The 24670-nt window shown below is 39.5% G+C and carries 17 protein-coding genes and 1 riboswitch; of the genes, 7 read left to right on the forward strand and 10 right to left on the reverse strand.

The genetic code is table 11. The annotated features are described in order from the left end of the window. Positions 1 to 36: 36 nt before the first annotated feature. The 3 genes from K2F45_RS25490 to K2F45_RS25500 all read left to right on the forward strand — a co-directional run bounded on the left by K2F45_RS25490 (position 37) and on the right by K2F45_RS25500 (position 3658). Positions 37 to 684, forward strand: coding sequence for a carbonic anhydrase (locus tag K2F45_RS25490; RefSeq protein WP_075994442.1), 648 nt, complete (start codon positions 37 to 39; stop codon positions 682 to 684). 178 nt (positions 685 to 862) lie between these two features. Then, positions 863 to 2533 (forward strand): glutamine--tRNA ligase/YqeY domain fusion protein, encoded by a 1671-nt coding sequence (locus K2F45_RS25495; protein ID WP_172840742.1) that lies wholly within the window; start codon positions 863 to 865, stop codon positions 2531 to 2533. Positions 2534 to 2992: 459 nt separating this feature from the next. After that, on the forward strand, positions 2993 to 3658 hold the full coding sequence (locus K2F45_RS25500) for an OmpW/AlkL family protein (protein WP_248932662.1): 666 nt from the start codon (positions 2993 to 2995) through the stop codon (positions 3656 to 3658). Positions 3659 to 3804: 146 nt separating this feature from the next. Here K2F45_RS25500 and K2F45_RS25505 read toward each other — a convergent pair whose 3' ends face one another. The 5 genes from K2F45_RS25505 to K2F45_RS25525 all read right to left on the reverse strand — a co-directional run bounded on the left by K2F45_RS25505 (position 3805) and on the right by K2F45_RS25525 (position 10552). Then, positions 3805 to 6834: a glycosyltransferase family 117 protein gene (locus tag K2F45_RS25505; RefSeq protein ID WP_248932663.1), complete on the reverse strand. Its 3030-nt coding sequence runs from the start codon at positions 6832 to 6834 to the stop codon at positions 3805 to 3807. Between the two features lie 249 nt (positions 6835 to 7083). Further along, the gene (locus tag K2F45_RS25510) at positions 7084 to 8040 is read right to left on the reverse strand and encodes a methylenetetrahydrofolate reductase (protein WP_248932664.1); all 957 of its coding nucleotides are present in this window, start codon (positions 8038 to 8040) and stop codon (positions 7084 to 7086) included. A 70-nt stretch (positions 8041 to 8110) separates the two neighbouring features. Continuing rightward, positions 8111 to 8213, reverse strand: a riboswitch (SAM riboswitch). A gap of 218 nt (positions 8214 to 8431) precedes the next feature. After that, on the reverse strand, positions 8432 to 9283 hold the full coding sequence (locus K2F45_RS25515) for a hypothetical protein (RefSeq protein WP_248932665.1): 852 nt from the start codon (positions 9281 to 9283) through the stop codon (positions 8432 to 8434). 103 nt (positions 9284 to 9386) lie between these two features. Then, positions 9387 to 9911 (reverse strand): ribosome maturation factor RimM, encoded by a 525-nt coding sequence (rimM, locus tag K2F45_RS25520; protein ID WP_075994448.1) that lies wholly within the window; start codon positions 9909 to 9911, stop codon positions 9387 to 9389. 119 nt (positions 9912 to 10030) lie between these two features. After that, a complete protein-coding gene (locus K2F45_RS25525; RefSeq protein ID WP_075994449.1) occupies positions 10031 to 10552 on the reverse strand; it encodes a 30S ribosomal protein S16 in 522 nt (173 codons plus the stop codon). Between the two features lie 360 nt (positions 10553 to 10912). Between K2F45_RS25525 and K2F45_RS25530 the strand changes: the two genes are divergently transcribed. Next, positions 10913 to 14263, forward strand: a complete 3351-nt coding sequence (locus K2F45_RS25530) for a UvrD-helicase domain-containing protein (protein WP_248932666.1) — start codon at positions 10913 to 10915, stop codon at positions 14261 to 14263. A 7-nt stretch (positions 14264 to 14270) separates the two neighbouring features. Further along, the gene (locus K2F45_RS25535) at positions 14271 to 17150 is read left to right on the forward strand and encodes a PD-(D/E)XK nuclease family protein (RefSeq protein ID WP_248932667.1); all 2880 of its coding nucleotides are present in this window, start codon (positions 14271 to 14273) and stop codon (positions 17148 to 17150) included. Between the two features lie 92 nt (positions 17151 to 17242). On the opposite strand, the gene K2F45_RS25540 is transcribed toward K2F45_RS25535, so the two are convergent. The 3 genes from K2F45_RS25540 to K2F45_RS25550 form a co-directional block, all read right to left on the reverse strand. After that, positions 17243 to 18112, reverse strand: a complete 870-nt coding sequence (locus K2F45_RS25540; RefSeq protein WP_075994452.1) for a cupin-like domain-containing protein — start codon at positions 18110 to 18112, stop codon at positions 17243 to 17245. Positions 18113 to 18543: 431 nt separating this feature from the next. Beyond that, the gene (locus K2F45_RS25545; protein ID WP_075994453.1) at positions 18544 to 19314 is read right to left on the reverse strand and encodes a uroporphyrinogen-III synthase; all 771 of its coding nucleotides are present in this window, start codon (positions 19312 to 19314) and stop codon (positions 18544 to 18546) included. An 11-nt stretch (positions 19315 to 19325) separates the two neighbouring features. After that, complete coding sequence (locus K2F45_RS25550) at positions 19326 to 20300, reverse strand: DUF4271 domain-containing protein (RefSeq protein ID WP_145329025.1); 975 nt, start codon at positions 20298 to 20300, stop codon at positions 19326 to 19328. Positions 20301 to 20423: 123 nt separating this feature from the next. Here K2F45_RS25550 and K2F45_RS25555 point away from each other — a divergent pair, with 123 nt between their 5' ends. Together K2F45_RS25555 and K2F45_RS25560 are read left to right on the forward strand one after the other, a co-directional pair. Next, positions 20424 to 20987, forward strand: coding sequence for a DNA-3-methyladenine glycosylase I (locus K2F45_RS25555; RefSeq protein WP_075995004.1), 564 nt, complete (start codon positions 20424 to 20426; stop codon positions 20985 to 20987). Positions 20988 to 21092: 105 nt separating this feature from the next. Beyond that, the gene (locus K2F45_RS25560; RefSeq protein ID WP_075994456.1) at positions 21093 to 21590 is read left to right on the forward strand and encodes a hypothetical protein; all 498 of its coding nucleotides are present in this window, start codon (positions 21093 to 21095) and stop codon (positions 21588 to 21590) included. Between the two features lie 44 nt (positions 21591 to 21634). Here the strand turns inward: K2F45_RS25560 and hpt are convergent, their stop codons facing one another. Both hpt and K2F45_RS25570 read right to left on the reverse strand, forming a co-directional pair. Further along, a complete protein-coding gene (hpt, locus tag K2F45_RS25565; RefSeq protein WP_075994457.1) occupies positions 21635 to 22174 on the reverse strand; it encodes a hypoxanthine phosphoribosyltransferase in 540 nt (179 codons plus the stop codon). 27 nt (positions 22175 to 22201) lie between these two features. Continuing rightward, positions 22202 to 24376, reverse strand: coding sequence for a transglycosylase domain-containing protein (locus K2F45_RS25570; protein WP_248932668.1), 2175 nt, complete (start codon positions 24374 to 24376; stop codon positions 22202 to 22204). Between the last annotated feature and the right edge of the window lie 294 nt (positions 24377 to 24670).

Genomic DNA, 24670 nt, shown 5'->3' on the forward strand with positions numbered 1-24670 from the left:
AACGATGCCTTTGGGCAAGAGTGAAATAAGAAGAATATGGAAAATAAAGATTTAAAAATAGGATTTGACAATATCATAAAGGGAAATAAAGAGTGGATGGAATTCGTAAAGAATGACGCTACGGGACGCTTCCAACAACTTGCTAAAGGTCAAAATCCGGAAATTCTTTGGATCGGTTGTGCAGATAGCCGTGTACCCGCAAATGAATTGACAGGTACAAAGCCGGGGGAGGTTTTCGTTCACCGTAATATTGCCAACATGGTCATTCACTCGGATATGAGTATGCTTTCCGTATTAGACTATGCCGTGAATGTGCTGAAAGTAAAACATGTGATTATCGCTGGTCACTATGGCTGCGGTGGTGTTGCGGCATCTTTAAGCCGTAAGCAGTATGGTATTATCGACAACTGGTTGGGCCATATCAAGGATGTCTATCGCTTACATAGCGCAGAGATCGATGCGATCCAAGAACATGATAAAAAAGTAAATCGCTTAATCGAGCTCAACGTACAAGAACAGGTTTTCAATCTTTGTGCGACGTCGATTATCCAAAACGCATGGAAAGAGCGTAATGATCTTGCGGTACATGGAATGATTATCAATATCGGCACGGGAGAATTGATCGATCAACACTGTACCTTTACCAATAATGATGAGCTAGGTGAAGTCTTCGCTTATAAATAGAGTAGTAACAAAAATCGGTAAAAAGGGACGAAATTTCGTCCCTTTTTTATTTCATATCCCAACGTTATTAAGTCTCTCCATTCCAACAGATACAGCTGCAATATTCAACCGCTCATGCTAAGCCGAATATCTACGATCTCCTAGCTAATATTTCACGGCGAATAATTAACTTTGTATTATGAGTGAAGAAAAATCATTAAATTTTATCGAGGAAATTGTCGAAGAGGATCTTCGTACAGGGAAGCATGGCGGACGTGTATTGACACGTTTTCCTCCTGAGCCAAATGGTTACCTCCACATTGGTCACGCCAAATCCATCTGCTTGAATTTTGGATTAGCACAGCAGTATAATGGCAAGACTAATCTACGTTTTGATGACACTAACCCTGTCACTGAGGACACTGAGTATGTTGAAAGTATCAAGAAAGATATTCAATGGCTTGGATTCCAGTGGGCAGCGGAATTATATACTTCAGATTATTTCGAGACACTATATAGTTATGCCGTTGATCTAATTAAAAAAGGTCTAGCTTATGTCGACGACAGTACTGCTGAAGAAATTGCAGCAGCAAAAGGTACCCCAACAGAACCGGGTGTTCCCACTCCCTATCGCGATAGGTCTATTGAGGAAAATCTAACCTTATTCGCGGCTATGCGTGCCGGTAAATACCAAGATGGTGAAAAAGTGCTACGTGCAAAGATTGATTTAGCTAGCCCCAATATGCATTTGCGTGATCCTTTGTTATACCGCATCAAACATGCGCATCACCACAGAACAGGGGATCAATGGTGTATCTACCCAATGTATGATTTTGCGCATGGACAATCAGATTCCATTGAGAAAATTACACATTCGATCTGTACGCTGGAATTTATTCCACACCGTCCACTTTATGATTGGTGTATTGATAAATTGGAGATTTTCCCTTCCAAACAATACGAATTTGCACGTTTGAATATGACTTATACCGTCATGAGTAAACGTAAATTGCTGCAGTTGGTCAATGAGAAGTTTGTTGAAAGCTGGGACGACCCGCGTATGCCTACGATCTCAGGATTGCGCAGAAGAGGGTACACACCTGCGAGTATCCGCAACTTCTGTGAAAAAATCGGCGTTCAAAAACGTGAAAACATGATCGATGTCAGTCTTTTGGAATTTTGTATCCGTGAGGATCTCAACAAAACGGCATGGCGCAGAATGGCTGTTCTTGATCCGATCAAATTGGTGATCACAAACTATCCTGATGGTCAGGTAGAGGATCTTGTTGGCGAGAACAATCCAGAAGTCGAAGGTGGTGAAGGGTCACGCTCCATTCCATTTTCAAAGGAGCTCTGGATAGAGCGCGATGATTTTATGGAAGATGCACCAAAAAAATTCTTCCGTTTAGGCCCTGGACTTTCTGTACGTTTGAAACATGCTTACATTGTCACCTGTCATGATTTTGTGAAAGATGAAAATGGCCATGTAACGGAAGTTCATTGTACGTATGTTCCAAACTCAAAATCGGGAGAAGACACTTCGGGATTAAAAGTAAAAGGAACAATCCACTGGATCTCTGTTCCACATGCAAAAGAAGCCGAAGTGAGACTGTACGACAGATTGTTCAATGATGAAAATCCTGCCGCTGCAGAAGATTTTAAAGCATCGATAAATCCTGAAAGCCTACATATCATTGAACGTGCTTACATTGAACCGGATCTTGCAAATGCAACCCCGGGGAAAGGATATCAATTTATACGATTGGGGTATTTTACCTTAGATACACATTCAACTCCAGCTCATTTAGTCTTTAACCGTACGGTTACATTAAAAGATTCTTGGGGTAAGGAAGTAAAGAAAAACGCGTAAAATCGTAACCCATAAAAAGAAGAGGTTGGAAGTGATTCCAACCTCTTCTTTTTATAGTGTATTCTTATCCCCAATATTCTCCAACATGCCGGATTTATATCCCCATTAACATTGCTAAACTACACTTCAATCAACCTCTTGAACTATCAGTTTTCATAGCATAAAACTTCGCACAGGATCCACTCCTGCTCGAAAATGACCACCTTTTATCAGGTTAGCTCGTTCTCAATCCAGATAACTGCTTGAAAACTGCCTGCCCGTTTACTTTCTTCGAACTGAAAAACTACAAGAGAAGATTTATGCTTTCCCGTACTTCTCTTTTTTTACAGCAGTAATTTATAAAGGTACATCATCTGCAATAAGAAAAACATCGTATCATTCATTTTTCAACCTGATTATCGTCACTCTTTTGCCGTGATTTTAGCAATAGTTTTACAGCAAACAAATACCCTTAATGATATGAAAAAGCTACTTTTAATTGCACTAACACTCACCCTAGGCGCACTAAGTTTACAGGCACAAACAATCCCTAATCAACGCTGGCAAATGAGACTCAGAGGTGTGACAGTCATGCCAAACGAATCGGCCAATATTAATACTATAGGCGGAGACGTCGACATCAATACGAAATTTATCCCTGAACTGGACTTCACCTATTTCTTCACAAAAAACATTGCGGCGGAATTGATCCTTGGGACTACAAAACATAAAGTCAATACAACAGGTTCAAATTTAACTGCCATTGGTGGAAGTTCATCCAGCAATGTCGATCTTGGCAGTGTATGGCTCCTTCCTCCGACACTGACAGCTCAGTATCATTTCTTCCCCGATGGTGCCATTAAACCTTATATAGGTGCAGGAATAAATTATACAATATTCTATAACGTCAACGCGGGACAAACGGTAAAAAATGTAAAATACGATAATGCTTTCGGTTTTGCGACTCAGCTGGGAATTGATTTTAAGCTATCTAAAAAATATTTCGTGAATTTGGATGCGAAGTACATTCTTTTAAAAACAGATGTCAATGTTGATGCATCAAATCTTGCACCTAACTTATCCATACCGGCAAAAGTTGACATCAATCCCTTCCTGCTCGGCTTTGGAGTCGGCATGAAATTCTAATCATTTGGCTCATTCCCTATCCTATATGTATCGAGGCCTCTTCCAATATTTTAGAAGAGGCCTCATCTGGTTTTTTTACCTCAAGTATAGCAGTCAATTTACCATTTAGGCAGACCGCGTAAATTTGGTTCATTGTGTCATCAAAATTATTCTACTCCGTACCAATTTTGATATTGCTGTCTCAAGCGCTCAACACGTGCCAATCGCTTGGTATCTTTTGCTTCCAATAAAATAGCCTGGTACCGGTCTACAGAATCCAAACCGGTCTGAATATCATTCCACTCGAAGCTCAGGTTTTTCTTATCCGACACCAACTGATGTAGATACTCCATATTTTCAGCCACATAATCAAGGTTTCGGTCCATCATCCTGTTGGCTAGCTGAGGTTGTCCCGAACGATATAGACTATCGATAATATCGGCATAATTGATGGCATCTGACATCGCATATACGCGATCGGGTAATTGATCGTATGCTTTTTTCGCTACTTCCCCAGCTTGTTTGACCTGACCATTGGCCAAGAGCATCCGGGCGGCTTTCCCAAATATATCACGGGCGTACATACTTGTAAAGCGAAACGAATCGGTATCCAAATACTGTGCATTTTTAACATTACCCCACTGATACGTATGCATAATATTGTTATATAATGCTTCCATATTAACTAGGCCGGCCTGCTCATTTCGTTTTCCTGTCGACTGATCTGTAGCAGCGACAGGCATCAATCGGGAAGTAAAGCCCTCATTGACCAGGTATTTATCCAGGCCCAATTTAATGTCACTTGGCAGCATGTTCGAAAAATATATCGGTCTGTCCCAATGGTTATTTTCAAGCACCGATAACAGGGTTAAATCCGCCCTGGTCAGATGATCATTCGGAATTTCCCATTCCATTGCAGAAACAATAGCACTCTGAAAATAAGCCGGAACCGCATTTTTCTTAACCACCTCCTCTTTATCAACGCGCAATTGGACTTTCTTGGAAGGGAAATAGTTTTCCATATCACCTGAATTCAGCTGAACTTTATACTCCGGATCATCCGATGTGACAAACTGCAATAATTGCTGTATATCCACGGCATTATCAAGTTGTCTATCCACAAAAGGGATATAATCACGAACGCCTTTTTTCGTCTTTTCAGCTGGGATCGTCACGGGAAGACCTGCCGCTTGATACGTCGGCTGCTTGGCCTGCTGCATATACCAATCGCCAGTCAGATAACTTAATACCACAACCCGAACATCCGGACGTACTCCTTCCACTTCTTGCAAATACCATACAGGAAATGTATCATGATCTCCATAGGTAAATAGAATAGCATTTGGAGCGCAGGATTCTAAATAATTACGTGCCATATCCCTGGCCAGCGATTTTTCAGAACGATTATGATCATCCCAATTTTGATGGGCCAAAATAATGGGACCGCCCAATAAAGCGAAAGAAATACCTGTCGCTAACGCATACCGTGTTTGTACAAAACGATTGAGAAACCGAACAAATGCTATTGCTCCCAGTCCGATCCAGATCGCAAACGCATAAAAAGACCCTACGTAAGCATAATCTCGTTCCCGAGGTTGCATAGGAGTTTGGTTGAGATAAACAACGATCGCTATTCCCGTAAACACAAACAGTAAGGTCAAGACCAAGGTATAAGGTTTATTGTTTCGGTACAACCAGATCGCGCCGGCTATTCCCAGTAGCAATGGAAGGAAAAAATAGGTATTCCGGCTCGGGTCATGCTCCTGTGATTGGGATATTTTATCTTGCCCCCCTAAACGCCAATTATCCAATGGTTTAATCCCCGACAACCAGTTGCCGTCACTATAGGTCCCATACCCTTGCCTGTCATTCTGTCTACCGACAAAATTCCATAAGAAATATCGGGTATACATATCGCCCAGTTGAAAATTAAAAAAGAACTTAAAATTATCCGAGAATTGTGGCTGCTGCCCCTCCATCAAATTGAGGTAACTCCTATAATAAGCCTGATGGGCTCCATCTTGACTATATATGCGGGGAAAGAAGGTTTCCTTATCAAACGTATACTTATCGACCTGACTAAAAGGAATATACCCTGATTCATCTTTGCGATAACCGGTTTTGCTCTCTACACCAACGACTTGTGAATCATAGTTGGGTCCTTTGAGTAAAGGCTCCCGGATATATTGCTCTCGGCTCAGATAACCCAAAAAAGAAAACACATTGTCCGGCGCATTATTGTTTAACGACGGATTGGCTTTTCCACGGATCAAAACCATGGTATAGGAACTATACCCAAATAGAATAAAACAAAAAACCAATAGCCCGGTGTGAAGTGTGTATTGCCGCTTTTTATAAGAATAATATAACCCATAAATGAGGAAGCTCCCCAACAGCAGACAAAAGAAGAAGATGCCTGAGCCAAAGCCCAAACCTAATGAATTTACAAATAAGAGGTCTACCTTAGCTGCGAGACCGACCAACCATTGAATAATTCCCCACAAAACGGCCCCCAAGATCAGCACTCCTACCAAGAAAGCTTTTATTGTACCTTTCGCACTAACCTGTCCTGCTCTCCTGAAATAGACAACCATCGCTATAGCCGGAATTGCCAACAGATTTAATAGGTGCACTCCGATCGAAAGGCCCATAACAAAAGCAATAAACACCAGCCAACGATCGCTACCTTCCTCATCTGCACGGACTTCCCACTTTAAAATTGCCCAAAAAACAATCGCAGTACACAATGAAGACATCGCATATACCTCGGATTCAACAGCCGAATACCAAAATGAATCACTAAAGCAGAAAGCCATTGCACCAACTAAACCCGCAGCAAAAATTTGGAAATAATTCGATAATTGAACTTTCGCTTGCCTGTTGAGTATCTTTTTGGCAATTGCTGTTATCGTCCAGAATAAAAATGTAACAGTAAGCCCACTGCAGATTGCGGATCCAATATTCATCCAATAGGCGATTTTACCTGCATTACCCAAAGCCAGGTTGGAAAATATATTCTGAATAAGAAGAAATAATGGTGCTCCCGGCTGGTGTGCCACTTCCAGCTTGTAGGCACAGGCAATAAATTCACCACAATCCCACCAGCTTACCGTCTTTTCAACGGTGGCGATATATACACATGTAGCAATTAGTCCGCAAGAAAAGCCGAGTAGAGAATTTAGTCTAGTGTACGTCATAAGGTCAATTTGGTCTATTGTTAAAATCCTTTTTAGCACTTTAAGTTAAAAAGTTATCCTGACTCCAATAAGTTAATTAACACTATTTAACACAAGTGCCTGACTATAAACAGGCTATTAACCCCTGAATATAGCGATCGACCTAAACTACACTATCAAAATTCTGGACATATTTTAGGCTTTCACAACGAATACTAACATAAAAAAAAAGGGAGCTTATGCGCTCCCTTTTCGTATTACTTTTACGAGTTAGGCTAGTTTTTCAACAATCTTCTTTGTTGGACCAGGATTACTCATCGTATAGAAATGTAAAACCGGAGCGCCAAATTTAATCAGCTCCTGACATTGTTGCACCAACCACTCTTCACCTACTTGTCTGACGTCGGCATTCGTTTTACATGCTGAAACAGCATCACTCAGTTCCTCCGGAATATCTAAATGAAATATCCTTGGTAGGGTAACCAACTGTTTTTTCGTTGTCAGTGGTTTTAATCCTGGAATAATAGGCACATGGATTCCATTGTCCCTACATTTTGTTACAAACTCCTTGTATTTTTCAACATTAAAGAACATCTGAGTCACAATAAACTCTGCTCCCATATCGACTTTTTGTTTCAGATATTTAAAATGAGTATTGAAATTTGGCGATTCAAAATGCTTTTCGGGATAGCCCGCTACTCCGATGCAAAAATCAGTCTTTTCCGATGTGATAATGTCTTCATGCAGATACTTTCCTTTATTCATATCAGTTACCTGTTCCAGTAGGTCTGTTGCAAAAGCATGTCCACCATCGGTCGGTATAAAATCGGCATCGCCCTTACGTGCATCGCCCCGCAATACCAAGACGTTATCTATGCCCAGGAAGTTCAAATCGATCAATGCATTTTCAGTTTCCTCTTTTGTAAAACCACCACATATCAAATGGGGCACCGCATCTACTTTATATTTATTCATGATTGCAGCACATATCGCCACTGTCCCAGGACGTTTACGATAGGAAACGCGTTCCAGTAATCCACTCGCATGCTCTTTATAGATATAATCTTCCCGATGGTAGGTTACGTCGATAAAAGGAGGTTTAAACTCCATCAGTTCATCCATGGTTTTAAAAATACTTTGGATGCCCTGCCCTTTCGCCGGTGGCAATAGCTCAAAAGAAAACAATGTTTTTCCTTTGGCATTCTGGATATGATCGATAATCTTCATTAAAAAACTGTTTTTAGTTTGGTTGGCTTACATCGAAACGCACACGTCGAGGAATCGTTTATCTACATGTAACTTATCTTTCCCACATGGAGTAGGGTAGAATTTAGCACCTTGAACAATACAGGTTGCTAAGGCTTCAACGGGTCTAGTCCCTCGGCCTTTCTCTATAAGCGTTGCTAATATCGTTTTAAAAAATCAAACGACAAAAATATTTTTTCGAAAAGGCAAAAATAGCGACAAAAAGACTGTAATAAATACGGCTTCAGGTTTATTCCCAGGCAATAATAGGAATTTACGCTCCCCCAAAAGTAAAAGACTTAAAAAAACAGATAAAATTAACGATCGAGGACCATCGGCAACGAAGAGACTGACTACGTCACAACAGGATCGGCTAAAGATTCGTTGCTAGGGAATTCCGTAGATTTTTGAGATAAAATGTAATCAGTAAGAGTCCAGTAACATGGTACTCCTCTTTCGATCCATATTTAAAACCATCAAATAAATATTTGTAGGCGACTAATGCATTTTTTTCGTTGTAAAATAACTCTTTCCAAGAATCGGGAACATCTGCCCATGCCTTGAGCACAATGCCATTCTCAGCATAAATAATGGGTGATTCAACACCATCCATTCGATAATCGTGATGTGTGCCTGAACTTGATATGTGCTGGAAATAAGCGATAGAATAATCTACAAAATTCAATGCCCTGGCTTTTATCTCCATTTCACTTTCTGATTTTACAGGGGCATTTCGCCATAGATTCACCTGGCTATCAAATTTGCTCGGGGTCTCCCGGATAGGGGTTTTATCTAACGCAAAGTTGATATAAAGTTTTTCACTTGTGGGGACACGTGCTGAGCTAAACTGTGAAAAATCACCTCTCAGCTGAACAAAATCGTTTTTTACCTTAACAATATCCAAAGCGAGACTACCCTTTTTCTCATCGGTCAATTCTAATCGATCGCCGTCGAATCTATACTTACCGTAGAGTAAGATATCATCGATCGCCATCACAAACTTATCTTTATCACGGAGGGAGAGAAAGGACCGATATATCGTCGGGTCATTACCATAGACATCTGCCTCCACATTTTGGGGTGATTCTCTTTTTACTTTATGATACTCCTCATTTGAATAGCCCAATATCATTTGGTAATTGCCTTCAGGAAAGTCCTTTTTCTTCCCAAAGAAAGCACAAGAAGACAACGAGAATAGGAATAGCAGCAGTAATAACGGTTTCAAAATAAATCAATAATTATGGCCAGTAATAATATACAGACCAAGATAAGAAATTACTGCAATAGTTCGTATACCGCTATTTATTTGAATAAGCTTGGGGATATGCTTATTCTTTATAAAGATCCACCAAGCCCTCTGGCAATTCAACTTCAATGATCTCCTCTTCGCCATCGATTCCTAAGATTAAATCATCGGACAATGGGAACATCAGTTCTTTACCGTCCATATTTACCGAAGCGACAAATTGCTGTGGGAATTCCTGAACATCTGTTATTTGCCCCAATTCACCATGGTTTTCATCAATCACTAAAAAACCGATTAAATCAGTATATCTAAAATCATCTGGATCGCGCTCGGGCATCTTATCATTGGAAAGATATAGCTTTTTACGTACAAGTACTTGAGCCTTATCGATATGATCCACATCCTCAAATGTCACATACGCTGTACTATTTTTTTGAAATTTAATGGTATCAACAAAATAAGGAACAAGCTTTTTGTTCACTTCCACAAAGACAACATCGATATTCAAACTCTCGTATTCCTCGAATTCAAAAAATAGTTGTACTTCTCCTTTAAGACCTCTTGTTTTACTGATGTAACCGATGTAAAAGCTTTGATCAATAGTCATATATTTCGTATTTAGCGATTAGCTGTGAGACATGATTTGGCAAACCATTAGCCTATTGGCTGTTTCAAAAAAAGCCGGCTCAAGATTGAGTCGGCTTTCTCGAATACTTTATGAAAGAATTAACCTTCAGTTTCTTCTGATGCAGGAGCTTCAGTCTCTTCAGCAGCAGTTTCTTCCGCTACAGGAGCATTTTTAGCAGCTACAGCAGCAGCTTTTTCTTCTTTTTTCTTAGCTTCAGCCACTAAAGCAGCTTTTTTAGCTTCAGCTTTAGTTTGTGCTAAACCATCTTTTTTACCAGAGATTCTTGCATCATTAGCTTCAGTCCAAGCTGTAAATTTAGCTTCAGCAGCAGCTTCATCAAAAGCACCTTTTTTCACACCACCTTGCAAGTGTTTTTTGTAAAGAACACCTTTGTAAGAAAGGATAGCGCGAGCAGTGTCAGTTGGTTGAGCACCTTTATTCATCCAATCCAAAGCTTTTTCAAAATCCAAAACGATAGTTGCTGGATTTGTGTTTGGGTTGTAAGAACCAATACGTTCGATGAATTTACCGTCACGTGGAGCGCGAGAATCCGCTACGACTACGTGGTAAAAAGGACGTCCTTTTTTACCGTGTCTTTGCAATCTGATTTTAGTTGCCATTTTTTAATTTTATTTTATGTATTCAACATATCCCCCGAGCTTCATACTAGAGGGGATGCAAAGATAGTTATTTTTTTCTAATCATCATTATAATTTAATAAAACTTCACTGAAAACGACAGGGTTAGCTCTTTCAACAAGCTCTTTCAACCGTAATACCTGCCCCTTAGACCTTCATCTTTTCTTGCTTCCATACGGAAGCTACAACAAACTTTTCAAAAATCAAGACAAAAAACAGTTCCTTCCTTCAAAAGGACATCTTTACCAAATCGGTAAGCAGGATGAACCGTTTGGGTACAGTACCTTCGAAATAGTCATCGACATTTTTGCCAATTCACTTTTTACTTTCTACCTTCATTCTATGAAATCTGTTGCGCCATTAAAAATACTAAAAGCTTCGGCCGGTTCGGGAAAAACCTTTAGCTTGACTTTACACTATCTCACACTCCTACTCTCCAACGAGAATAGCTATAAGGAGATTTTGGCGGTGACATTCACCAATAAGGCAACCGCCGAGATGAAAGAACGTATCCTCTCGGTACTCCATGGCTTGGCAACAGGCGATCCTAACCCTAAAATTGAAGATTTCAGAAAGCTTTTACTCCAGCAGCAGCCAGACTGGAATCCGCATCTGGTACAAGAGAAAGCTTTTCGGGTGTATCGACGTATCCTACATGACTACAGTCATTTTACCATAAGTACAATTGATGGATTTTCCCAAAAAGTCATTCGTGCATTTACGTATGAACTCAATCTTGATGCTGCTTATAAGATTGAAATGAATGTCAATAAAGTGAAAAATGACCTGACAGTCATGCTTAATCAATTGCTGGATGAACGACCCGACCTACTGGATTGGATTATCGCTTATGCGGAAAAGAAAATAGCAAAAAATGAAAATTGGAACTACCGCCAACAACTAATGGGTTTGGCAAGTCTTATTTTCTCTGAAAATTTTCAGGAATTTGATGGCTACATCAATTCTGCCAATCCAAAGGAGGTTTTTAATCTCCTCAATCAGGAAGTTGAACAGAAGATAAACTCCTTCACGGAAGCACTCTCCATGACAATTGAAGCCTTTAGTGAAACATTCAGGAATTTTAATATCTCCGAAAGTGACCTGAAAGGTAAATCGCGCAATAAAATAATCTCCGCTAGCAAAACCAATAAAAAAACGGAAAAGCTGAGCGCTTCCGAAATTGCCAAGGTACTGGAAAAGTATCTCCAGTTGATCGACAATGAAGATGCTTTTACAGATAGTGACAAAAATATACGGCATGATCTTATCGCCGCACTCAGCCCCATTCTGGCATCGTTCCAAAAGCTACACGATAATCTATCGGCTTACATTGCTTATCAAGCGGTACAAAGTAATCTCTATTACCTACGCCTGCTTAAGGAAATGAGCGACTTACTGACGCAATGGCGGCGGGACAATGGCGCTCAATTAATTTCCGACTCGCAGATTTTATTAAACAAACTCGGACTTGATGAAAATAGCGACCCAACATTTATCTGGGAGAAAATCGGCAATCGTTTTAACTACTTTTTGTTTGACGAATTTCAGGATACCTCGCGTATTCAGTGGAAAAATTATAGCCCACTACTGATCAATGCATTGGCAGATGCCAAAGGCACAATCAGCGAACACCTGATCGTTGGGGACGTCAAACAGAGTATTTATCGCTGGCGAAATGGGGATTGGCGTATACTCCTGCAACAGGTAGAACAACAGGTTGGTCACACCTTTCACTTAGACGAGGATAGCAAAACCACCTTTATCGAAAACGGAAGCCTTGACACCAATTTTAGAAGTCTTCCAAATATCATCCATTTAAACAATTACCTCTTTAGCAGTATTCCCCAGCATCTGCAACAGGTATTGAATGAAAAAGTATTCGAAAGCCTTGATGAAGAAGGTAAACAGTGGTGGATTTCTACTGGCAATGACACGATGCTGGTCAAAGCTTATGAAAACAGCCAACAGGAAATACCTGAACATAAAAAAGGGAAACTTGAGCAATTAGGATCTATCGAAATCTCCTACATTCCTGTCACTGATGGACGCTACAGAAGAAATCAGGTTATTGAAGAATCGCTACTACAACTATGTCAAAAAATAGGCGACTGGCTCGGTAGTGGACGATATCAGGCGCAGCAGATCGGTATCCTGGTACGGAGTAATGTGCAGGCTAAATTGGTCATCCAAAAGCTCATGGACTTCAAAAAAGAGCAGCAGCTTACATTTGAAGTGATATCTGGTGATGCATTATCCTTAGCAAGCAATGATGCTGTACTATTGTTGATCGAAACGTTGAAGGCTTTAGTCTATAATTCGGATAAACATACCATCCATAAAGCAAAGATGGTCTATCTATACCAGCATATTCAAAACAAGACAATCGATCAGAATGCATGGTTAAAATTTGCCAGCAATGACATCCGCGCACTTAAAGATTATCTCCCCGAGGCGCTGATTGACTCCTGGGAAATGGCGCAGAAACAGCCTTTAGTTCATTTAATTGAAAAACTCATTGAAATCTACGGTTTCACAACCACAGACAATATCCACCTCCCTTACCTCTTGGCGTTCAAAGATATGATCTCAGCTTTCTCCACCAATGGCGAACGTGGCATTATACAGTTCCTGGAGTTTTGGGAAGAAGATGGCAACCGGGCGGTGCTCCCTTCCAACGGAGAAATTAATGCGATCGAGGTAACAACAATCCACAAATCAAAAGGTCTGGCCTATGACGTTGTGATGATTCCATTCTGTTCCTGGGATCTCGATGGCATGATCAATGGCGATTTTTGGATAGAGACCTCGGATACTCCTTTTGCCCAATTGGGAAAAATTCCAATAAAATATACATCTACAGTCGGCAAATCTGTATTTTTCAAGCAATATTTTGAAGAGATGCTGTTCAACTACATGGACGCCCTCAACACATTCTATGTAGCAACAACACGTGCTGTTGAACACCTCTATATTACGGCTCCTTCCTTTAAAGAATCTGTTGACAAAAAAACGGGTGAAATTACAGGATATGATATTAAAGACGAATATATCAGCGATGTGCTCTATCAAGTCTTGGATAGCCCCATAGCTCCGTTTGCACTGGAAGAAAAAGGTGTACACATCGATCAAACGATCGAACAAAAAAAACATCAGGCTCAGAAAGACAATATTATTTCCCTTCGCCATTACCCCATTTCCAAAGAATTGGAAATGGCCTTAGAAAAATCGAGTACGCGTAACATCAATGATATTATGATGCTGGAAAAAGCCGCGCAGTACGGCATATTGGCCCACGATATTATGGCTCAAATTTCAAAGGAAGAAGACATCCATAAACTGGTACGCCAACTGATCCAGGAAGGAATCCTTTCCAAAGAGGAAGAGCCTTTTCTCATGCAGGAGATCAATCAGATCTGGAAGCACCCCCTAATCAATAAATGGCTCACCGGGAACTATAAAATCTGGAATGAAGCAAGCATTATTACCGCCAAGGGTGAGACCATTCGTCCAGATAAGGTCTTCACCTCCGTGGAAGAAACAATCGTTCTGGATTTTAAATTCACACAGACAGACTATATTGGGCACAAGTACCAAGTCGACAACTATAAAAAGAATTTGGAGAACCTTGGTTATAACAACGTTAAAGCCTATCTCTATTATGCGAAATCAAATCAATTAACTGAAGTAAAATAATAGCACGATGCAGACAGCCTTTCTAAAATTAGTAGCAGCAGACATTCAAAAACGTTTTGGAAACGATCTGAGTGAAATTGCCATCGTGTTTAATAATAAACGGCCGATTACCTACCTCAAAAAACATCTCTCTGAAGTGTATGGCCAGGCGATCTGGTCGCCGCAGTTTTTTACGATTCAGGAATTTTTCAGACTTTCGACCGATGATACCGAAGCCAGTCCTTTAACCCAATTTTTTCATCTGTTTAATATTCATAATGAGTTATTGGTGGCTGAGGGCAGGCAACCAGAAACGCTGGAAGAGTTCTATCCCATTGCCGAAATTATATTGAGTGACTTCGGTCAACTGGATTATGATCTCGTTCCCATCGAGCAGATCTATTTAGAACTTTATGACAATACCAAAATCGACATTGCTTTCCAACATCTCACGCAAGAACAGCAAGGGTTTATCCGTCAATTTTGGCAGTCTTTTTCTATTGCGGGGCATAGTGGAGTACAAGAGCGCTTTCTTCAACTTTGGAAAAGACTGCCGGTATTATATGATCGATTCAAAGAAAAGCTTAAAACAGAAGGCCAAACCAACTATCCAACAATCTACCGTGATCTGGTTGAAGGCAAGGCTACAAATCAGCAGTTTGCATCTTCCTTTCAGCATATCCTTTTTGTCGGTTTCAATGCTTTAAATAAAGTTGAGGCAAAATTATTTAGACAATGGCAGGACAAAGGCAGCGCACTATTCTATTTTGATGCCGATGCCTATTACCTGGAGGACACTATGCAGGAGGCGGGACTTTTTATCCGTCGAAATATTTTTCAAACAGGTTTGGTCAATGCGCTTGGCGATAGCCCGAACATTATAGGCAATAGAACCTCAACCGTAAATCTATATGCCAGCACCGGAAAAATCAGCCAAACAAAATTGCTCTATGATATCCTCGAACAGCACCATAAAGCGGAACAGACCTCTGCCATTCTTCTAGCAGATGAAAACCTACTGGTTCCTTTGCTACAGAGTCTACCCGATGTCAACCCCAACATCACAACGGGATATCCACTGACGCAGTCTCCCATTTTCGGTATCCTGGACCTATGGATGGATGTACATTTGGAGATATCACAGTTCAAGAGGCGGAAGATTCCTTATCAGGTCATAGAGACCTTTATCAACCATCCGCTCAGCATGGTTTCTTTAGCAGATAAACTTCAGATCCAAAAAGAGATTGCCGACAAACAGCTCTTTGAGATCGCATTGGAGGAACTTCATCTCAAAAGCTCCCTGCCTCAGTTTTTTGTGCCAATCGAAAATTCGGCACATTTGATCCCTGCGCTCATTCTGATCGTCGATGACCTATTGCATAGCATCTCTTCTCAGGAGCGCATCCGCCAAATTGACAACAACCTTTTGATCGAAACAAAGAAAACGTTAAATCAGCTGCTACTGGGCTTTGAAACAGTTGCGCCCTTAAGCATCAGCTTCCAGATTGGCCTGATTAAAAAAGCAATCGCTCCAATAAATTCAGCGATAGAAGGAGATCCGCTAGAAGGAATTCAGATTATGGGACTCTTGGAGAGCCGTTGTTTAAATTTTGACAACGTATATATTTTAGGCGCAAATGAAGGCATTCTACCCAAAACGTCCAATTCACCGACCTTTATACCTAATAGCCTGAGAAGCGCTTATGGCCTTCCCATATTGGAGAATCAGGATGCACTGTCAGCTTATTTATTCTATCGCCATTTTCAATACAGTGAAGGAATACATATTTTCTACAATGGCTTAGTAGACGAAAGCTCTACCGGCGAAGAAAGTCGCTTTATCAAACAGCTGGAGTTTGAAAGTAAATTTCAGTTTGACCGAAAAATTCAACAACAGACCATCCAATTTGCGGATAAGGCGCAAGAGATTGTCATCGAGAAACGTGGTCAAGTCTGGGAAAAGATGTATCAGGATTTTATCGTCAACCAGAAAAGGATATCTGCAACGGCACTAACAACTTACCTGCAATCCCCGCTACAGTTTTTTTTAAAACATATTGCCGGTATCAAAGAACCACCTTCAATCTCTCAGGAATTTGAGATGAATAAACTGGGAACTGTCATCCATAATGTCATGGAGAAGATATTCCTACCTTTCAAGGGGCAGCAGGACTTTACACCGACAACTGTCTTACGGCACGAGATCGACAAAATAGAAGCACAGGTGATTCGTGAAATAGGCCTGCAATATCAGATCGAATTAAAGACAACACATGACTTAAACAGCCTGCAGCGGATCATGCTGAAGATTGCCTGCGAGTATGTCAAGATGTATCTTGAATATGACATCAACAACTACAAAGCATTTCGGATTATTGAACTCGAGAATGACAACGATTATGTACTGCCCTTTCCTATTGAGATCAATGGAGAAGAACAACAGGTCACACTTTACGGCATCATTGACCGTGTAGATGAGGTCGTAACACACGACGATCGTATTATCAGTAGAATTGTTGATTACAAGACTGGTGGAGACTCGATCATATTCAAAGAAATCGACCAGGTATTTGCGCCAAATACCGAAAATAAAGCCATGGTGCAGACGCTATTCTATGCCTATGTATTCGAACAAAAGACAGGAAGGAAACAACTCGAACCTCATCTCTATGTCGCCCGTAAAATGCGGGAAGAAGGGACATTATTCAGTGGTAAATCGGGAATATTGACTGATGAATTCCTTGCTTTCCAGAAAGAAAATTTTGTCAGATTCCTGCGAGATATTCTTCAGGAAATCTTTAACCCAGATGTTCCATTTCGGCATAACCCGGACGCAATGATTTACCCAAGCGACCCTTATACACTATTCTACCGGGAAGCTAGCAAATGGGACGATACAGAAGAATAAAAAAGCCTTATTGCAGTGTGAGGGTAAGCTAGGTTTGATACATAAAATACGCTAAAAAACAAAAGGGGACATTTTACTGTCCCCTTTCTATATTAACGTTTGTTTCTTTTAATTGCTTTATTGGCTCGACGCTTTGCTGTATTAATTTTATAATGGAACCAATGGTCTTTGAAGATCTTTCGCATCGTATTGTCAAAATGCCTTGTGATAAACAGATTACGCGCCCCCTGCAATTTCTCACTGATCGAATTTGCTAACGCCCTAACAGAAATCGAATAGCCCTCTGTCTCATACTGAATATAGTGCCACCAGCCTGCTGGCATATATAAGGTCTCTCCAGGATGAATGACAGCTTCATAACCATCTAGGTACTTTATCCCGGGATATTCCTCTTCACTACTATATTTGGGGTTTGCAATACTATGAAAATTGTATGGCAATTTGTACATCAAATCAGATTGATCATTCGGAAAAAGCCAAATACGTTTTAATCCTTGAAATTGAGAAATAAACACGTGTGACATATCAATATCGAAATGATTACGGGTACTTGACCCCTCTCCACCAAAGAACATAAACGGCAACCATTGCAATACCTTACCGCCTGTAACATCGTTATAAATAACATCGTGTTTCAGTTCAGGACGTATCTTGAGTAGATTGAACAAAAACAACCGTAACTCTGTAGGCTCTTTTGTGATCAGATCCAAATATTCTGCAAATGTCATATGGCCAACAGGAGCACTGGCAGCACGGTCCATTGATTCTTCCTCTTTTCCATAGACATCTATCTTTATATCTCCTGCGATTTCCTTAAAGTAATCATAACTCCATTTCTTCCACGCTGGACTTTCTGCACTGATAAAATCTGATATGATTACAGGAAAACCTGGTTTCAGATAATTCTTTAAAAAGTCCTCTGATTGAATGCCCGAAATTTTATCAACTTGCTTTAACTTCACGACTGACTAATTTTGCTTAATTACAAACATAAAAAAAATATTTCTATCAAATTTTAAAAATACTGCCTATGCTTTATTTTTAATTGGAATAAATTACTCCAAGCAATTTAATAGAAATATACTTAAAATCTCAATGACCATCGTCACTTTTATTACATTTTAACATCATCGATTCGACTCGCCACCATTTCTATACCCCTACAGATAAAAATACGATTCATCTATCTTTCATACAAGATGAACATACCCCACAAATTGATCATCCGGCCAATTCGTAAAATTGTCATCGTACCATTCCCGATTCGGAATGATAAAACTCAACAGCAACGCCCGTAAAAGTCTTTACAGATCCTTGCCGATCTTAAACTGCACACATAACAAAAAAAGGGTCTTAAGAACCCTTTTTTTGTTATTTACCTTATGTTAGGCTATTACTTATTTACCTTTTTGATATATTCTTCAACAGCCATCGTCATACTAGGCGCTTTTGGTGTTGGAGCAGGGATATCTAAAATCAATCCGTGATCTAAAAGAGCCTGTTGAGTAGAAGCACCAAATGCTGCAATCCTTGTATTATTCTGCTTAAAGTCAGGGAAGTTATCATATAAGGACTGTACACTTGAAGGACTAAAGAACACGATAACATCGTAGAAAACATCTTTCAAATCAGTCAAATCGCTTACAACAGTTCTAAAAAGCACAGCCGGTGTAAATTTATAGCCGTTTTGTTGTAACCAATTACTTGTTTCCTCATTGGCTACATCCGAACAAGGGAACAAGAAATTCTCCCCTTTGTGTTTTTTCAATACCTCTTCAAGGTCTTTCGCGGTCTGTTTACCAAAGAAAATCTTCCGTTTTCTATATTGGATATACTTTTGAAGATAGAGGGCAATCGTCTCTGAAATACAGAAATATTTCATTTCTGCAGACACTTCAAATCGCATCTCTTCACAAATTCTAAAATAATGATCTACAGCATTTCTGCTCGTAAATATTACAGCAGAATAATCTGCTAAATTAACCTTATCCCTACGCACATCTTTGGCAGGAACTCCTTCTACGTGTATAAAACCTCGAAAGTCTAATTTTAACCCGTATTTCTTTGCTAAATCATAATAAGGGGACTTATCGTTTTCAGGTTTTGGTAAAGTCACCAGTACACTTTTTACCTTCTTTGCTCTTTCTACGTCTGAAGTTTGCATATTAACCAGTTTTAGCTCAATAATCTTAACAGTATTAATATTGGTGCTATTTCTAGGCAACAAAGGTACAAAATTAAATAGGAAATTGAAAATTTATACATAGACATAATATGAGTCGCTGTCTTAAGAAACCGATAGAAAAAGAGTAAGGCCGCTCCAACAATAGCCAAATGCAGTACAACTCCGACCGATGTCAAAGGCACAAGACTCAAAATTAATAGTACAGGAAGCATTAAAAAAAGTGTATTGAAATAAATCAGATACAGCACGGTCACATATTCCTTTACCAACTTTCTAATTTGAAAAACAAAGGATAGGAATCGGATAAATCCGATTTTTAACGCAAACAAAGCACCAACCATTCCCGCAGTCTTCATATAATTGGGAAAAGTAATAAAATCGAATCTATTTAATTCATATGCATAAAATAGACTTACAAATAAGCCTATTGCCCCAGAAAATAATATAAATAGAAAAATAAATGGCCAAGATGTCAGGATCGTATCCTCTTTGCTTACAGACAATAAGACCCTATCATCCCAGTACCCCTGAAAAACCAATTTAATATCAGAAGGGAAAAATACCCGAATCAACCCAACACCAAAAATTAATGCGAGAACTGTAAATAAAATCCAGTTTTCACGATGAGCCTTGAGCGTTCCATATTGCCGATCCAAATTGCTACTTCTTAATTTGCTCTGAAAATACTGCTGAACATCAAAATTATAAATGTTATGAATCCTTAAACCTTCCCCGTTCACTGTTACGATCCGATATTGATTCTGTAACGCAGGATTCAAGGATGCCAAAACTTTCTGGTTTGGCGATTCAACAGAATCCTTTACGATATTTAGACTATCAGTACTAACTGTACTGCTGTCCTGTACAACCGTCCGAAAAGTCCGCCGCTGCGCATTCAATCCCGTAATTGAAAACAGCAGTAGTACTACAAATAGAATATGATATTTGAAGATAGTTACGCTCATTAAAATGAATTGTCTCTTAACGGTAATGAAATGCTCATGAACCGTCTATATTCGAAACTCTTTAATTGTGGTCGTAAAGTTAGGATAAAAAGTTATATTGCATTCAAAAAATCTTCAGAGAACATGTACAAAGAAATCATACGTTGTCAATGGTGCGGATCTGATCCGCAATATGTCGATTATCACGATAAAGAATGGGGACGACAAGTCCACGATGACAAAACTTTATTTGAATTTTTGATCTTAGAGTCTGCACAAGCCGGCTTAAGCTGGATTACGATTCTTCGGCGAAGAAAGGCATACCAAGAAGCTTTTGCCAATTTTGATGTTGATCAAGTCGCTGCTTATACCAACGAACATGTTGCTAGACTTTTGGTCGATTCGGGAATTATCAAACACAGGAATAAAATTGAATCCACCATTACCAATGCACAGCATTTTAAGAAAATCCAAGCAGAATATGGTAGCTTCTACGACTATTTATACACCTTTTTGCCTGAAAAAAAACCGATCGTCAACCACTGGACCAGTCTGCAACAGGTACCTGCAACTACAGCTATTTCTGATAAAATAGCAAAAGACATGAAGAAAAGGGGATTCAAATTTTTCGGTTCTACCATCTGTTATGCTTATATGCAGGCCGTTGGAATGGTGAACGACCATATCGAAACCTGTTCGTTTAAATAAGTTAACCATTAAAATGCGCATAGGTTTCGCAAACACCAATTTATAGGAATCAAAACCGGTTCTCTACACCATAAAAACAGACCGATAAGAACAGCAATACAACATATGAATCAAATCGACCTAAAACAAAACCAATTGGTATTAAAAGAAAAAAGGGGGCCTCTAATTGCCAGACTATTCATCTATTTACTTACCATATTTTCTATAATTCTACCCCTTGGTGGCGTCACTGTCAATGTATCCAATAGCGGGCTGACAATTGTGAGTGTTATCATGCTTGGCTTATTTGGATTAATAGCATACTATATGCTCCGTGTTTCATTATGGAATACCTATGGCGCTGAAATTATTGAATTTCAAAAAAACAAAATCAACTACACCGCCGACTACCAATGGTTTAAAGGGGGTCAAAAAGAATTTGATTTTGAAAAGATAGACTTTACAATACAAAAATCGGGCTATGAGGAAGATAACAAAGGTGTTTTAGTCATTAAATTTGATGAAAAGGAAATACTTGAAACTGTCTCCAAACTACCGTTATCAGATTTAGAAATTTTACGCATAAATCTGAAAGAATTATACAACGATCAAACACCTGAATAGATCAAAATTCTATAGTTAAAATCTAATGATCACTTGTTAGTACATTAGACTGCTACGTTTTTATAAATATCAGGGAGATTCCGACAAAGACCATTAAAATCCATACCATACCCAACTACAAATTCTTTACTTATTTCAAAGCCAACATAGGTCAATTCCTCGAAATGATACTGCAGCGCCTCAGGTTTCACCAAAAGTGCACAGGCAATCACACTTGCTGGATTTAATTTTTTTACGGCATCCAAGGTATACTTCAGGGAATGCCCGGAGTCGACAATATCTTCTACAATAATCACATCACGGCCTTCAAGATCGATACCAAGTCCTAAAAGCTCGTTTAATTCAGATTGCCCGGTTCCAATATAAGAAGCCAACTTAATAAACGACATCTCACAAGGAACATCAATTTGCTTAAGCAAATCTGCCATAAACATAAAACATCCATTCAAGACGCCTATAAAAACAGGCTGTTTGTGTTCATAACGCAGGCTTATATCAATCCCCATCAAGCGCACTCGTTTCTGAATTTGCTCCTCTTCAAATAAAGGTTCGAAAAGCAGTCCGTCAATTTCTATCTTTTTCATGCTAATATTCTTCTTTCAGCACAGGCACTATTTGTGTGTGTCGTTTTCTTTTTCCTCTTTTTTACGCCCTAATATCTTGTCAAATAGCGATCGTTTTGGTTTCTCCTGCTCGCTAGCCTCCTCATCTTTCTTTTCTGTTAGATCCATTTGTTTTAGCTTCTTCGGAACAGATACATGCTCAAGATTGTCGGCAGGAGAACTACTTTCGAGACGATCGAACAACAATGGATCATCTCCCATATCTAATACATCAACAGAATCTACCACAGCAGGTCTTGCTGCCCGCAGATGCGGCTGCAGAACAACTTCATAAAAACCATAATTTGAAGTTGTTGAATCCACACTAATCTGCCCTGTTTTGGTCATAATATGACCATAGGTATTAAAATAGCGCAACATATTCCCTTTCAGGTGCCCTGTCCAGTCAAAAAAGTTGAGTCCCTTTTTAGGCCGTGGAACAATGCTCGACAAAAATATACTTTCTCCAAGCCCTAATTGCGCCGGTGTTTTCCCAAAATAATAGCGTGCAGCTTCGGTAATTCCATATATATTATTTCCCCACTCGATGACATTCAGGTAAACCTCGTACATGCGTTTTTTACTCACTTGCTGCGAGCGTTCCATCAGCCATACCAGCAAAATTTCCTCCAGCTTCCGTACAACCGTCTTATTGCGATTTAGAAAAACATTTTTCACCAGTTGCATTGATATCGTACTCGCCCCGCGCTTAAATCCTTTTTCCTTAATGTTTGTAGCAATAGAGAGTTTAAAAGCTTTCTCCTCAAAGCCCTTGTGCTTAAAGAAAAATGGATCTTCGGTATTGATCAAACTAATCTGCATATAACGGGATATTTGATCTATAGGTGTAAAATTAGGATTTTGAGGTCCGACAACAATTTCCCGCATCGGCTTACCATCTTCATAGGCTGTATACGTGAATGGTGTATTTAACATCGCAATATCGGCCTCCCCCCATTTGACAACTTTTAAATCCCTATCATCCATTTTGGAAGAGAAAAGAAGCTTTTCGGGCTTTTTGATTTCGAGAGCAAAGTTCAGATCGTATTGAATATGCCCCTCCACCTGAATACCGTCTAAGCCAGGAAATAATCCAACTGGCATGGCATCAAAAAAGTGCTGAGCCTCTATCCTATCGGTATGAATGGCGAGGAAGAGTTCTTTTTCCGGCTTGTGCACATATTTGATATAAGGAGAAAACACGAAATCTTTGACCTGAACGGTACTTTCTTTGCTCACTTCAATCGATGATGCTCCAATATTCAATGCCCCCTGCATGATGGCCTCAGGAAAAATAACATCTTTACTAGAAATACGCCAGTGATTTACTTTCAGATTTTTAAATCCCCATTGCCCATGCAACTCCAGCAACTCCTTATTTCTTCGATGAGCCTTGTCCAATCGGAAGGATATTTCATCAAAACTTACCGCGAGACCAAATTTGCGCTGTAATAGTGGAAGATTTACCTCTTTTTTATCGGAAAAAAGACGAAGGTCACATTCTTGATTATCTGAATCAATCGTTCCGGTCAGATTCCAGGCTGCCTCATGGTCATTTAACAGAAACTTGGTTTCCATATCTCCGCCGTCTATCACAGCAGAAGGAATTGCAATGCGTTGTGAAGTACTGTCGTCACGATAGGAAAACTCAAGGTTCTTGAGATCGAGGTCATTTGGAATCTTAAAAAATACATTTTTCAACAATCGATCTGCCAAGGCCGCCAGATTCTGCTTTGGGTTATCATTTTCAATAGTATCCTTTTTCTGCTTCTTGAACAGGAAATCGTAGTTACTGATCGAATCCTTTTTAACAAGAGAAACCTTCCCATTATCTAAAAGAACTTGTCCTAACTTCACATCCCCAAATAACAAAGGCCACAATTTTACAGACACTGTCAAATCATTGATTTGAGCCAGTTGATCCCTATTTTTGGGCAATAACTGTATATTCTTAAACTGTACGGCATTAATCCCCTGGAAAGCATAATATTGAATCTTCAATTCCATATCATACTTTTCAAGCAACTTCGCTTTCGCTTTGTTGATCGCTCCCATGAGCATGGCATCTCTTTTCTGATAAGCATAGGTGCCTACTGCGATCGCCAAAACCAAAATAGCAGCTAAAGCGATATAAAGCCATCGCCATTTGCGGGACTTAAAAGATGTTATAAATCGATTGGACATAATTATTACTTAATGCAAATTCGTGCATATCAACAGTCAAACTTAGATAAATTTGGCTGCATATACAATTATAATTCACTGAAACCAGGATGGCCTTTATCCCTTTCTACAGTCCGACAAAATTATTTAGAAAACAGGTTGGTTACCCGAAAACGAAAATGGACTGGATAACGGATCTTTCCTAAAGATTAGGAGTACGATACAGTAATCTTAATCCCATTAAAAACAAAGAAATGACATGAAATTGATCCGCAATGAGTAGTTTTGTAATCCATGATTACAAATGAATATTAG

The sequence above is a fragment of the Sphingobacterium siyangense genome (genome assembly GCF_023277505.1).
GTDB lineage: Bacteria > Bacteroidota > Bacteroidia > Sphingobacteriales > Sphingobacteriaceae > Sphingobacterium > Sphingobacterium siyangense.

Bases quoted from the DNA above. Each gene is read 5' to 3' on its own strand.
- K2F45_RS25490 (WP_075994442.1), top strand. From the start codon at position 37: ATGGAAAATAAAGATTTAAAAATAGGATTTGACAATATCATAAAGGGA.
- K2F45_RS25495 (WP_172840742.1), top strand. From the start codon at position 863: ATGAGTGAAGAAAAATCATTAAATTTTATCGAGGAAATTGTCGAAGAG.
- K2F45_RS25500 (WP_248932662.1), top strand. From the start codon at position 2,993: ATGAAAAAGCTACTTTTAATTGCACTAACACTCACCCTAGGCGCACTA.
- K2F45_RS25505 (WP_248932663.1), bottom strand. From the start codon at position 6,834: ATGACGTACACTAGACTAAATTCTCTACTCGGCTTTTCTTGCGGACTA.
- K2F45_RS25510 (WP_248932664.1), bottom strand. From the start codon at position 8,040: ATGAAGATTATCGATCATATCCAGAATGCCAAAGGAAAAACATTGTTT.
- rimM (WP_075994448.1), bottom strand. From the start codon at position 9,911: ATGACTATTGATCAAAGCTTTTACATCGGTTACATCAGTAAAACAAGA.
- K2F45_RS25525 (WP_075994449.1), bottom strand. From the start codon at position 10,552: ATGGCAACTAAAATCAGATTGCAAAGACACGGTAAAAAAGGACGTCCT.
- K2F45_RS25530 (WP_248932666.1), top strand. From the start codon at position 10,913: ATGAAATCTGTTGCGCCATTAAAAATACTAAAAGCTTCGGCCGGTTCG.
- K2F45_RS25535 (WP_248932667.1), top strand. From the start codon at position 14,271: ATGCAGACAGCCTTTCTAAAATTAGTAGCAGCAGACATTCAAAAACGT.
- K2F45_RS25545 (WP_075994453.1), bottom strand. From the start codon at position 19,314: ATGCAAACTTCAGACGTAGAAAGAGCAAAGAAGGTAAAAAGTGTACTG.
- K2F45_RS25550 (WP_145329025.1), bottom strand. From the start codon at position 20,300: ATGAGCGTAACTATCTTCAAATATCATATTCTATTTGTAGTACTACTG.
- K2F45_RS25555 (WP_075995004.1), top strand. From the start codon at position 20,424: ATGTACAAAGAAATCATACGTTGTCAATGGTGCGGATCTGATCCGCAA.
- K2F45_RS25560 (WP_075994456.1), top strand. From the start codon at position 21,093: ATGAATCAAATCGACCTAAAACAAAACCAATTGGTATTAAAAGAAAAA.
- hpt (WP_075994457.1), bottom strand. From the start codon at position 22,174: ATGAAAAAGATAGAAATTGACGGACTGCTTTTCGAACCTTTATTTGAA.
- K2F45_RS25570 (WP_248932668.1), bottom strand. From the start codon at position 24,376: ATGTCCAATCGATTTATAACATCTTTTAAGTCCCGCAAATGGCGATGG.